11 protein-coding genes are annotated in these 12,397 nt (G+C 68.7%); 7 read left to right on the top strand and 4 right to left on the bottom strand.

The genetic code is table 11. From position 1 onward, the window contains the following. The 3 genes from A5711_RS06505 to A5711_RS06495 all read right to left on the bottom strand — a co-directional run. Positions 1-629: hypothetical protein (locus A5711_RS06505; protein WP_067944801.1), on the bottom strand; the 629-nt coding region annotated here is incomplete at its 3' end. Positions 630-799: 170 nt separating this feature from the next. Beyond that, positions 800-2,377 carry a glutamine-hydrolyzing GMP synthase gene (gene guaA, locus A5711_RS06500; protein WP_197500970.1) on the bottom strand — a complete coding sequence of 526 codons (1,578 nt, stop codon included), beginning with the start codon at positions 2,375-2,377 and terminating at the stop codon, positions 800-802. Further along, a complete protein-coding gene (locus tag A5711_RS06495) occupies positions 2,374-3,564 on the bottom strand; it encodes an acyl-CoA dehydrogenase family protein (protein WP_082975665.1) in 1,191 nt (396 codons plus the stop codon). The genes guaA and A5711_RS06495 overlap by 4 nt, the downstream gene beginning before the upstream one ends. A 61-nt stretch (positions 3,565-3,625) precedes the next feature. On the opposite strand from A5711_RS06495, the gene A5711_RS06490 reads away from it, so the two are divergent. Next, complete coding sequence (locus A5711_RS06490) at positions 3,626-4,273, top strand: TetR/AcrR family transcriptional regulator (RefSeq protein ID WP_068122536.1); 648 nt, start codon at positions 3,626-3,628, stop codon at positions 4,271-4,273. 3 nt (positions 4,274-4,276) lie between these two features. On the opposite strand, the gene A5711_RS06485 is transcribed toward A5711_RS06490, so the two are convergent. Beyond that, on the bottom strand, positions 4,277-4,918 hold the full coding sequence (locus A5711_RS06485) for a helix-turn-helix domain-containing protein (RefSeq protein ID WP_067944800.1): 642 nt from the start codon (positions 4,916-4,918) through the stop codon (positions 4,277-4,279). 79 nt (positions 4,919-4,997) lie between these two features. Here A5711_RS06485 and A5711_RS06480 point away from each other — a divergent pair, with 79 nt between their 5' ends. The 6 genes from A5711_RS06480 to A5711_RS06455 all read left to right on the top strand — a co-directional run bounded on the left by A5711_RS06480 (position 4,998) and on the right by A5711_RS06455 (position 12,396). After that, the gene (locus A5711_RS06480) at positions 4,998-6,515 is read left to right on the top strand and encodes an MFS transporter (RefSeq protein WP_067944799.1); all 1,518 of its coding nucleotides are present in this window, start codon (positions 4,998-5,000) and stop codon (positions 6,513-6,515) included. Continuing rightward, the gene (locus tag A5711_RS06475; RefSeq protein ID WP_067944798.1) at positions 6,512-7,591 is read left to right on the top strand and encodes an NmrA family NAD(P)-binding protein; all 1,080 of its coding nucleotides are present in this window, start codon (positions 6,512-6,514) and stop codon (positions 7,589-7,591) included. Before A5711_RS06480 ends, A5711_RS06475 begins: the two co-directional genes overlap by 4 nt. Beyond that, positions 7,588-8,406 (top strand): class I SAM-dependent methyltransferase, encoded by an 819-nt coding sequence (locus A5711_RS06470; protein ID WP_067944797.1) that lies wholly within the window; start codon positions 7,588-7,590, stop codon positions 8,404-8,406. Before A5711_RS06475 ends, A5711_RS06470 begins: the two co-directional genes overlap by 4 nt. After that, positions 8,403-9,212: a class I SAM-dependent methyltransferase gene (locus tag A5711_RS06465; RefSeq protein WP_067944796.1), complete on the top strand. Its 810-nt coding sequence runs from the start codon at positions 8,403-8,405 to the stop codon at positions 9,210-9,212. The genes A5711_RS06470 and A5711_RS06465 overlap by 4 nt, the downstream gene beginning before the upstream one ends. Before the next feature lie 80 nt (positions 9,213-9,292). Continuing rightward, positions 9,293-10,033 carry a beta-phosphoglucomutase family hydrolase gene (locus tag A5711_RS06460; protein WP_067944795.1) on the top strand — a complete coding sequence of 247 codons (741 nt, stop codon included), beginning with the start codon at positions 9,293-9,295 and terminating at the stop codon, positions 10,031-10,033. Next, positions 10,030-12,396, top strand: coding sequence for a glycoside hydrolase family 65 protein (locus A5711_RS06455; RefSeq protein WP_067944794.1), 2,367 nt, complete (start codon positions 10,030-10,032; stop codon positions 12,394-12,396). The genes A5711_RS06460 and A5711_RS06455 overlap by 4 nt, the downstream gene beginning before the upstream one ends. The last annotated feature ends 1 nt before the right edge of the window (position 12,397 follow it).

Here is a 12,397-nt window from a genome sequence, read left to right as displayed (position 1 = left end):
ACCTGCAGCCGCACCCGGCTGATCCGCCCGAATCCCGGGTGGCTTCCCGAAGTGAGCTCGTAGCCGCAGACCCGGGCCTCCAGCCGCGTGGGCGCGCCCTGCCAGTCGCCGTCGGTGACCAACACGGTGCACTCCTTGCTGCGGGCCCGCGCCACCACCGCCCGCGCCCGGGTGTGCGGCACCCGGCGCCCGCCCAGACCGAGAACCACCAGATCCATACCGTCGACGAGCACCGCGGCCACCTCCACCGGATCGGTTCCGGGATCCGGTATCACCGCGACCCGGCTCAGATCCGCACCCATCTCCGCGGCGGCCAGCAGTCCGATGTCCGGCTGGCCGACGATTGCCACGTTGCCGCCTGCCGCCGTTACCGCGGCCACCATGCCCAGCAGCAGCGACCGGGCGCCCGAGAGTACCGCCACCGTCCCGCGCGGCAGGGGCGCCGGCAGCGACTCCGCCAGCCACGGCGGCAACGCCAGCTGGGACTCCGATTCAGGCAGCAGGTCGTCGGCGCGGGCGGGCGCGGGCCCCGGCGCCTTCCCGGCTATCACGGCCATCCGACGGCGCAACGATTCGAGCTGTTCAGCCCGGTTTTCTTGCCGGCGATCGGGGGCGAAAGCCGCAGTCATGACCGCCTCCTACCACCACTCTCGGACGACTATTTTCGAAACTATGTTCGACTGATTGAGAGTAAACACCCGCCCTCCGACAACCGTCAAGAAACGGGAGGGGCGGCTTTATGCGATCGATACCGGTGGGGCGGATGGGCGTGATGTGGCGACGCTTAGGCGCCCACCGGTCACTCCCACTCGATGGTGCCGGGGGGTTTGCTGGTGATGTCCAGCACCACGCGGTTGACCTCGCGAACCTCATTGGTGATGCGGGTCGAGATGCGCTCGAGCACCTCGTAGGGCACCCGGGTCCAGTCGGCGGTCATGGCGTCCTCGCTGGACACCGGCCGCAGCACGATGGGGTGCCCGTAGGTCCGGCCGTCGCCCTGCACACCGACCGAGCGAACCTCGCCCAGCAGCACCACCGGGCACTGCCAGATCAGGTTGTCCAGGCCGGCGGCGGTGAGTTCCTCACGCGCGATGGAGTCGGCGCGGCGCAGCGTATCCAACCGCTGCGCGGTGACCTCGCCGACGATTCGGATGCCCAGGCCGGGCCCCGGAAAGGGCTGGCGCGCAACGATTTCCTCCGGCAGGCCCAGCTCCCGCCCGACGGCGCGCACCTCGTCCTTGAACAGCAGCCGCAGCGGCTCGACGAGCTTGAACTTCAGGTCGTCGGGCAGGCCGCCGACGTTGTGGTGGCTCTTGATGTTGGCGGTCCCGCTGCCCCCGCCCGATTCCACCACGTCCGGGTACAGCGTGCCCTGCACCAGGAAATCAACCTCAGACCCGGTGTCGCTCAAGATATCCCGTACCGCGCCCTCGAAGGCGCGGATGAACTGGCGACCGATGATCTTGCGCTTGCCCTCGGGGTTGGTCACCCCCGACAGCGCCTGCAGGAAGGTGTCGGCCGCGTCGACGGTGACCAGGTTGGCGCCGGTGGCGGCGACGAAATCGCGCTGCACCTGTGCGCGTTCGCCGGCGCGCAACAGCCCGTGGTCAACGAAGACGCACGTCAGCCGGTCGCCGATGGCGCGTTGTACCAGTGCGGCGGCCACCGCCGAGTCCACGCCGCCGGAGAGTCCGCAGATCGCGTGGCCGTCACCGATCTGTTCGCGCACCTGCTCCACCAGCGCGGTGGCGATGTTGGCCGGCGTCCACTCCGCGCCGAGCCCGGCGAAGTCGTGCAGGAAGCGGCTGAGCACCTGCTGGCCGTGCGGGGTGTGCATGACCTCGGGGTGATATTGCACCCCGGCCAGGCGGCGCGCCCGGTTCTCGAAGGCCGCCACCGCCGCGCCCGCGCTGCTGGCGACCACGTCGAATCCGTCCGGTGCGGCGGTGACCGCGTCACCGTGGCTCATCCAGACCGGCTGGGAATTCGGCAAGCCCGAATGAAGTTCGCCGCCAACCACTTTCAGCTCGGTGCGGCCGTACTCGCTGGTGCCGGTGTGGGCGACTGTCCCGCCCAGGGCCTGCGCCATGGCCTGGAATCCGTAGCAGATGCCGAACACGGGCACGCCGAGGTCGAACACCGCGGGGTCGAGCTGCGGGGCGCCCGGCTCGTAAACGCTGGACGGTCCCCCGGAGAGCACCAGCGCCGCGGGCTGGCGGGCCTTGATCTCGTCGATCGATGCGGTGTGCGGGATGACCTCGGAGAAGACCCGCGCCTCCCGGACGCGCCGGGCGATCAGCTGCGCATATTGTGCGCCGAAATCGACGACCAGCACGGGCCGCGGCGAGGGTGTTTCCACGGCAGCCAGCTTAGTCACATCAGGTGGGTCGGCTGCGTGATGCCGAACCGGGTGCCCGCGTAGCGCTTCAGGGCCGCCGGGCTGAAGTACACGTGCTGACCGGCGGTGTGCAGATCCCGGAAGCAGCGTTGCAGCGGATGACTCGCATGCACCGCGCCCGCACCGGTCAAGCCGAACGTCGTGTCGACCGCCAGACGCGCCGCACGCATCGCCTGCTGGGCGGCGAGCTGGAAGCCTGCGCGCTGCTGCAGCGACGGCGGATCACCGGCGCACGCGGTGTCCCACAGGCCGCCGGCCTCGTCGAGCACGAAGGCGCGCGCGGACCTCAAACCGGCTTCGGCGCGGGCGAACTCGACTTGGGCGGCGGGGTCCTGCGCGAGCGGCTCGAACGTGCCGGCGCGCGTCTTCGCCGGCGCGAGGTCGGTGAATTCGTCGAGTGCGCGCCGCGCGATCCCGAGTGGGACACCGACGAGGCCTACTCCGACGAGCGTGAAGAACGGTAGCCGCCACAGCGGTCCGTCGTGGCGGGCCAACTGGAAGAAGGGGCTGATCGTGTGCTCTTCGGCGATGTGAAGATCTCGGCCGACCACGTCGTTGCTGCCGGTGGCGCGCAGCCCCAGGACGTCCCAGTTTTCGACGATCTCCGCCTGAGCGCGCGGGAAGAACGCGAGGCGCCAGTCCGGGCCCTGCTCGGCGATCATGCGCGGGGTGTCACCGTCGAAGACGAACATTCCGCCCAGCATCCATTCGGCGTGGCGACAACCGCTGGCGAACGGCCATCGGCCGTCGACGCCGAACCTCCCATCGCCCTCCGGGACGGCGCGCCCGGTGGGTGCGAACACCGTCGCCGCGAGGAAGTCGGCGTCCGGGCCGAACAGAGCTGCGGCGACGGTGGGTTCGAGCCACGCGGTGAACGCGGGCGCGCCGGCACCGATGGCCGCGACCCAGCCCGTCGAACCGTCGGCGCGCGCCAGTCCCTCGACCATCTCGATGAAATCGGTTGGGGTCACTTCGAATCCGCCGAGCGAACGCGGTTGCAGGGCACGGAAGACACCGGCGGCGCGCATCCGCTCGACCAGATCGATCGGCAAGGTGCCGAGCGCCTCGGCCTCGTCGGCGCGCAGTCTGATCTCGGGTGCCAGCGCACCCGCGACATCCGTGGGATGGGCACCCGCCGACAGGGCGGGGCGTGTCGCGGTCGTCATGCCGCGCTCCCTTCTTCTGATACAGTTCACTGTAATAGATACAGGAGAATGTATTCAAATAATGGGATCTGTCAAGGCTCAACCTCCGCGCCGCTACGACTCGACCCGTCGCCGCGAGCAGGCGCGGCGCAACCGGCACGCGGTGCTGGCGGCCGCGCGGCAGCGGTTCCTGGCCCAGGGGTACGCGACGACGACCATCGGCGAGATCGCGCGCGACGCGGGCGTGTCAGTCGAGACGGTGTACAAGGCCTTCTCGACGAAAGCGGGTGTGTTGAAAGCACTTTTCGATGTGTCCGTGGCCGGCGACGACGAACCGGTCCCGATGGTCGAGCGGGACGTCATCCAGACCGTTGCCAACGCGACCGATGCCGTCGACAAGCTGGAGCTCTACGCCAAGCACCTGGCCGCCAGCATGCCGCGCAGTGCACCGGTCCAGCTGCTCGCGCGCGACGGCGCCGCGTCCTCTCCGGATGCCGCGGAAGTCTGGAAACAGATCAGGGACGAAACCCTGACCGGTATGGCGATGTTCGCCTCCGACCTCGCCCGCACCGGGCAGCTGCGCGTCAGCGCCAGGCAGGCGCGTGACATTTTGTGGACGTATCACGCCCCGGAGCTGTACGAGCTGCTCGTCCTCGAACGCGGTTGGTCCGCGACCCGCTACGGCAAGTTCGTCGCGCGGGCGTGGATCGACGCCCTGCTCGATAAGTGAGCTCTACAGCGCGAAGGCCTGACGCACGGCGCTGACGGTTTGCGGGTCGCCTTGGAAGTCGATGCGCCGCAGCGCCGCCTTGCGCTTGGCTTCGGTCGAACCCAGGCCGGCGTCCACCAGGTCCGCCGCGCCGGCGGTCAGAGTCACCGAAGGTTCACCGTGACCACCGGCTAGGTGGCCCTGGGTCACCGCGAAGTCGAAACGCCGGCCGTCGATCTCGGCCCGGCACGTCGCCTCCAGCCCGGCCGCCTTGCCGGAGTCGAAGCCGAGCAGGATCCCGGCCAAAAACCCGTTGAGCGGTGAAACCACGCCGCCCTCGGCCGGGTCCAACCGGTCCAGGCCGAACAGCGCGACGCTCCTCAAGACGGGCAATGCCCGCTGCCAACCCACGTCACTGAGGGTGTAGACGGTCCGACCGATCGGGGCGGGCAGGTCGGCGCGGTCGACGAGCCCGGCGTCCTGCAGCTCTTTGAGGCGCTCGGCCAACAGATTCGTTGCGATGCCGGGCAACTCGGCGCGCAGGTCGCCGTAGCGGCGGGGGCCGCCGACCAGCTCGCGCAGGATCAGCAGCGTCCACCGCTCGCCCAGGACGTCGAGCCCCAGCGCAATGGGGCAGTTCTGGTTGTAGGTCCTACGGGTCGCCACCAGGCCATCCTACCAACAGTAGACATGATTCTCCACCATTTACTTGATTTATTTGTCTAGTAGCTTTAGCGTCTTGTCCATGAGCACCGCAGCCCTCTTACGGAACCGCCCCATCCCCGCGCTGGGCGTCATCTGCCTCGGGGTCTTCGTCATCAGCGTCGACGCCACCATCGTCAACGTCGCGCTGCCGACCCTGTCTCGGGAGCTCGACGCCGACACCGCCCAGCTGCAATGGATCGTCGACGCCTACACCCTGGTGATGTCCGGACTGCTGCTCTCCGCCGGCAGCCTCAGTGACCGCTTCGGCAGACGGGGTTGGCTGAACTCCGGACTGGCGCTCTTCGCCGTAACCTCCGCCGTTGCGGCGCATACCGATTCGGCCGCACAGCTGATAGCGGCCCGCGCCGCGATGGGGGTGGGCGCGGCGGTCATCTTCCCGACCACCCTGGGCCTGATCACCAACATCTTCACGGACGCGGCGGCCCGGGCCAAGGCGATCGGCCTGTGGGCGGCGATGGTGGGCGTCGGGGTGGCCGTGGGGCCGATCAGCGGCGGCTGGCTGCTCGAACACTTCTGGTGGGGCTCGATCTTCATGGTCAACATCCCGATCGCGGCGGTGGCCATCGTCGGCGGCATCCTGTTCGTGCCGACCTCGCGCGACCCGGCCGCACCGCGGGTCGACGCCGGTGGCCTGCTCTTGTCGGCGGCCGGGATCACCACGCTGGTCTACACGGTCATCGAGGCACCCACCTGGGGGTGGACCAACGGCCGGACCGCGATCGGGTTCGCCTCGGCCGCAGCGGTTCTGGCCGGGTTCGCGCTTTGGGAGCGGCGCAGCGACCACCCCATGCTGGACGTGTCGGTGTTCGTCGACCGCAGGTTCTCCGGCGGTAGTCTCGCCGTGACCGCCGGCTTCCTGACGTTGTTCGGCTTCATCTTCGTCATCACCCAGTACTTCCAATTCATCAAGGACTACACCGCGTTTCAGAGCGGGGTGTGCCTGTTACCGGTCGCCGCCTCCATCGCGCTGGCCAGCATCGCGGGACCCCGGCTGGTGGAACGGGCGGGCACCACCGCCGTCGTCGCCGCCGGCCTCACCGTCTTCGCGACCGGGCTGGCGTGGGCGTCCACCGCCGACGCCGCCACGCCGTACACCCAGATCGCCACGCAGATGCTGCTGCTCGGCGGCGGCCTCGGCCTGACCGTTTCGCCGTCCACCGAGGCGATCATGGGGTCGTTGTCCGCCGACAAGGCCGGGGTGGGCTCGGCCGTCAACGACACCACGCGCGAACTCGGGGGCACGCTCGGCGTCGCCATCGCCGGCAGCATCTTCGCGTCGGTGTATTCGGGACATCTCGGGGCGGCAGCATTGACCGGGCTGCCCGCCGATGCCATGCGGCACTCAATGGCGCTGGCGCACAGGGTGATCGAGCAGCTGCCGGCGCAGCGGGCCGGTGGCGTGCGCGCCGCGGTCGACCGTGCGTTCCTGGACGGCCTGCAGGTGAGCTCGTTGGTCTGCGCGGGCATCGCGCTCGGCGCCGCGATCGTCGTCGGCTGGTTGTTGCCGGCACGTCAAACCGAAAGGACAATCCCATGAACACCCGAGTATTGGTGACTGCCGCCACGGGCAGGATCGGCAGCGCGGTCACCGCCCAACTGTTGGAGAATGGCGTCGCCACCAGGGCCATGGTGCACCGTGAAGATGTGCGAAGCGCACGCCTGCGGGAGCTGGGTGCCGAGATCGTCGTGGCCGATATGTTTGATATTCAAGCGGTTACCGCCGCGATGGACGGAATCGATAGGTTGTACTTCAACCCGCCGTACCACCCCCACGCGCTCGACAGCGCGGTTGCCTTCGCGGTGGCCGCACGACGCGCCGGCGTGGAAGCGGTGGTGGCGCTCGGGCAGTGGACGGCCAGCCCGGACCACCCTTCGCTGATGACCCGGCAGGCATGGCTGACCGGCAAGCTGTTCGACCTGCTGCCGGACACCGCCCACGTAGCGGTCGATCCCGGCTATTTCGCCGACAACTATTTGCAGGTTCTGCCCCTCGCCGCGGCGCTGGGAATCCTGCCGGTGCCCACCGGAAAGGGCCGAAATGCGCCTCCCTCCAACGAAGACATCGCCCGCGTCGCCGTTGGCGCCCTGCTCGACCCGCACCGTCACAACGGCCGCGCCTATCGCCCGACCGGACCAACCCTGCTATCGGGAAACGAGATCGCCGACGCGGTCGGTGAGGCGCTGGGCCGCCGGGTGCGCCACATCGACATCCCGCCATGGATGTTCATGCGCGCCGTGCGCGTCAACGCCAAACGGCTCGGCGCCGACATGTTCTTCCAGTCCAGCCTGCGGCACTACCTGCCCGAATCCGCCCTCGGCACCTGGGAAGTGGGTGGTCCCACCACACATGTTCGTGACGTCGCCGGCGTCGAACCCGAAGACTTCCTGACGATCGCACGCCGCTACGTCACCGGCCCCGAAACACGGCGCACGGCAGGTAATTTCATCCGGCAACTCGGGGACTTTCTGTTGACGGGCCTCGTACCGATGCACCGCCTGGACAAGTTCGACCGGCTTCAACAACATCCGCAACCCGCACGTCCCCGGCTTTCCGGTCAGTCGGAGCTGTGGCGGGCCGAGCACACCGCACCGGAAAGGATAGGAACGCGATGAACACGAGCACCTATGTCCTCGGCCACGCCGACGTGGAGGTGCGGCGGCTCCTTCTGCAGGGGCGGCTGTACAACGACTACACCGAGCACGCGCTGCGCCTCGCCGGCCTGCGCCCGGGCATGCGGGTGCTCGACATCGGTTGCGGACCCGGCGACGTGTCGTTCGTCGCCGCAGGCCTGGTCGGTCCGTCGGGAAGTGTCCTCGGCGTGGACGCCGCACCCGCGATGGTCGAGCTCGCTCGGCAGCGCGCCACCGAAAAAGGGCTGCGCACAGTGCAATTCACACAGGCCGCCGTCGACGCGATCGAGCTGGACGAACCGGTGGACGCGGTGATCGGCCGGCTGATCCTGATGCACCTGCCCGACCCGGCCGGCACGCTGCGGCACCTGAGCTCCTTTGTCCGCCCCGGCGGCGTCATCGCGTTCTCCGAGAACGACATCACCGCGACGCGCAGCATCCCGGACCTGCCGCTGTTCGGACGGGTGACGGCGGGCATCGTCCGTGCCTTCGAGGCACTGGGCCTGTCCGCGCGGTTCGGCACCACGCTGCACACCGTCTTCGCCGAGGCCGGCCTGGGCACCCCGCGGCTGAGCCAGGGGACGCCCGTCGGCACCGCCGCCGACGCCGACATCCTGGCCTACGCTGCCGAAGTCTGGCGGTTGGTCGCCCCCATCGCGGAGCAGGGCGGCTTCGCCATCGACGAGCTCGCCGACATCGAGGATTTCGTGCCGCTATTCCGCCGGGAGGTGCTGGCGGCCGGAGCCCTCGTCACGATGCCCCCGCTGATCACGGCCTGGGCGGAGGTCCACAGATGAGCGCCACAATCCAGAGCCAGTACTCGACCGGCCTGACCCGGCCCAACATCGAGCGCGCCCTGATGTCCGCCGGCAAAGACCTCGACCGGCTGGCACCCGCCGACCTGGGCACGCTCGAGGACTTCCACACCATGGGCCGCTTCGCCACCAGCCGACTGGTGGATCTGGCGGGCATCACCGGCGAAAGTCGGGTGCTCGACGCGGGCAGCGGGATCGGCGGGACCGCGCGCTACGTCGCCGACCGGTGCGGCTGCACGGTGGCGGCCGTGGACCTCACCGACGAGTACTGCGAAACGAGCCGCTGGCTCAATCGCCTGGTCGGTCTCGACGAAATATCGGTCCGGCAGGCGGACGTCACCAACCTCCCCTTTGCTGACGGCACTTTTGACGTCGTCATCAGCCAGCACGTTCAGATGAACGTCGCCGACAAGGCGCGCCTCTACTCCGAAGCGCACCGGGTCCTGGCTATCGGAGGCCGGATTGCGTTGTGGGACATTACGATTGGAGACGGGGACACGCTGGACTATCCGCTGCCGTGGGCCGATGAACCCGAGCGCAGCCATCTGGTCAGCCCGGACGGGTTACGCGCAGTCGTCGAATCAGCCGGATTCGCCGTCGAGCATTGGAACGACCTGACCGGGCAGGCGACCGAATTCATGCAAGCGCTGCTGGCCCAGCCCGCCACCCCGCTGGGTTTGCACACCTTCGTCGACGACTTCGGCCGGAAGGTCGAGAACCTGACCGCCGCGCTGGCGGACGGGCGTCTTCGAGCCGTTCAGGGGGTCGCCGCGGCCGGGCACGGCTGAACGTTTGGCGACAGACATGTCTGCATGGTGGAGTGGGTATCGCTTAACTAGTCTCCAAGGCCAGGAAGCGAGGTCCGCCCGTGCTCGGTCTGCCCGAGAAGGTGCATGCCTGTCTGTTCGACCTCGACGGTGTGCTCACCGATACCGCGAGCGTGCACACCAAGGCCTGGAAGGCCATGTTCGACGACTACCTGTCCGAGCGGGCCAAACGCACCGGCGAGGAATTCGTCCCGTTCGACGCGGCCGACGACTACCGGAAATACGTGGACGGCAAGAAGCGCGAGGACGGCGTCCGGTCGTTTCTGCAGAGCCGCGGGATCGAGTTGCCCGACGGCAGCCCCGACGACGCGGGAGACGCCGAGACGGTCTACGGCCTGGGCAACCGCAAGAACGACATGTTCCAGCGGGTGTTGCGCGAGGACGGCGTCGAGGTCTTCGAGGGTTCGCGGCGATATCTGGAGGCGGTCTCGGCGGCCGGGCTGGCTATCGCCGTGGTGTCCTCGAGCGCCAACACCCGTGACGTCCTGGAGATCACCGGCCTGGACCAGTTCATCCAGAAGCGGGTGGACGGCGTCACGCTGCGCGACGAGCACATCGCCGGTAAGCCGGCGCCGGACTCCTACCTGCGCGGGGCGGAGTTGCTGGGAGTCGAGGCCGGGGCCGCGGCCGTGTTCGAGGACGCGATCTCGGGCGTGCAGGCCGGCCATGCCGGTAACTTCGGCTACGTGGTGGGAGTCGACCGCGTGGGCCAGGCCGACGATCTGCGCCGCAACGGCGCCGATGTGGTGGTCACCGACCTCGCCGAGCTGCTGCAGTCATGATCGACGACGAAGCATTCCCCGTTGATCCATGGCACGTCTGCGAAACGAAGCTCGACCTGAACCTGCTGGCCCAGTCCGAATCCCTGTTCACCCTGTCCAACGGGCACATCGGGTTGCGCGGCAACCTCGACGAGGGTGAGCCCTACGGTCTGCCCGGCACCTACCTGAACTCCTTCTACGAAATCCGGCCGCTGCCGTACGCCGAGGCGGGCTACGGCTACCCGGAGGCCGGCCAGACCGTCGTCGACGTCACCAACGGCAAGATCATCCGCCTGCTGGTCGAGGACGAGCCGTTCGACGTCCGCTACGGCGAATTGCTCTCGCACGAGCGGGTTCTCGACATGCGGGCCGGGACGATGACCCGCGGCGCGCATTGGCGCTCCCCTGCGGGCAAGGAGATCAAGCTGGTGTCCACCCGGCTGGTTTCGCTGGCCCAGCGCGGTGTCGCCGCCATCGAATACGTCGTGGAAGCGGTCGGCGATTTCGTTCGCGTGACGGTGCAGTCCGAACTGGTCACCAACGAGGACCAACCCCAGACCTCGGGTGACCCGCGGGTATCGGCCATTCTGGAGAGCCCGCTGGTGGCCGTCGACCACGAAAACACCGAGACCGGGGCGCTTCTCATGCACCGCACCCGCAGCAGCGCCCTGATGATGTCGGCCGCGATGGACCACGAGATCGACGTTCCCGGCCGCGTCGAGTTCAGCACCGACGCCCGCGAAGATCTGGCGCGAACCACGGTGATCTGCGGGCTGCGCGCCGGGCAGAAGCTGCGCATCGTCAAGTACCTGGCGTATGGCTGGTCGAGCATGCGCTCGCGCCCGGCCCTGCGCGACCAGGCCGCCGCCGCCATCCACAGCGCCCGCTACACCGGGTGGCAGGGGCTGCTGGATTCGCAGCGGGCCTACCTGGACGACTTCTGGGACAGCGCGGACGTCGAGGTCGAGGGCGACCCGGAATCCCAGCAAGCGGTGCGGTTCGGGCTTTTCCACCTGCTGCAGGCCAGCGTGCGCGCCGAGCGCCGCGCGATCCCGGCCAAGGGGCTCACCGGAACCGGCTACGACGGCCACGCCTTCTGGGACACCGAAAGTTACGTGTTGCCCGTGCTCACCTACACCGCACCGCATGCGGTGGCCGACGCGCTGCGGTGGCGGGCGTCGACCCTGGACCTCGCCAAGGAGCGCGCGGCCGAGCTGGGTCTGCAGGGCGCCGCCTTCCCGTGGCGGACCATTCGCGGGCAGGAGTGCTCGGCCTACTGGCCGGCCGGCACGGCGGCCTGGCACATCAATGCCGACATCGCCATGGCCTTCGAGCGGTACCGCATCGTCACCGGCGACGAGGAACTGGAGAAGAATTGCGGCCTCGCGGTGCTCGTCGAGACGGCCCGGCTCTGGCTCTCCCTCGGCCATCACGACCGGCACGGCGTCTGGCACCTCGACGGCGTCACCGGCCCCGACGAGTACACGGCGATCGTGCGCGACAACGTATTCACCAACCTGATGGCCGCGCACAACCTGCGCACCGCCGCCGATGCCTGCAACCGCCACCCCGAGGTGGCGGAGTCGATGGGCGTCACCACCGAGGAGACGGCCTGCTGGCGCGACGCGGCCGACGCCGCGAACATTCCCTACGACGACGGCCTGGGGGTGCACCAGCAGTGCGAGGGGTTCACCACCCTCGCGGAGTGGGACTTCCAAGAGAACCACGACTATCCCTTGCTGCTGCACGACCCGTACGTACGGCTCTACCCGGCGCAGGTGATCAAGCAGGCGGACCTGGTGCTGGCGATGCAGTGGCAGAGCCACGCCTTCACGCCGGAACAAAAGGCGCGCAACGTCGATTACTACGAGCGGCGCATGGTTCGCGACTCGTCGCTGTCCGCCTGCACCCAGGCGGTGATGTGCGCCGAGGTCGGGCACCTGGAATTGGCGCACGACTACGCCTACGAGGCCGGCCTGATCGATCTGCGCGACCTGCACCACAACACCCGTGATGGCTTGCACATGGCGTCGCTCGCCGGCGCCTGGACGGCGCTGGTGGGCGGCTTCGGCGGCCTGCGCGACGACGAGGGCATCCTGTCGCTGAATCCCGCGCTGCCCGACGGTATTTCGCGGTTGAGGTTCCGGCTCCGTTGGCGCGATTTCCGGATTACCGTCGACGTGAACCATTCCGACGTCACCTACACGGTGCGCGACGGACCGGGCGGCCAACTCACCATCCGGCACGCGGGTGAGGATATCACCCTTAGCACCGATGCGCCGAAAACCATTGCGGTACAACCCCGTAAGCCGCTACTGGCGCCGCCGCAGCAGCCGCCGGGCCGCGAGCCACTACATCGCCGGTCGCTGTCCCGGAACAAGTGAT

Source organism: Mycobacterium sp. E2238, assembly GCF_001672665.1.
Lineage (GTDB): Bacteria > Actinomycetota > Actinomycetes > Mycobacteriales > Mycobacteriaceae > Mycobacterium.
The sequence above is the reverse complement of the archived record's forward strand: the minus strand, read 5'-3'. Positions and strand labels throughout refer to the sequence as shown.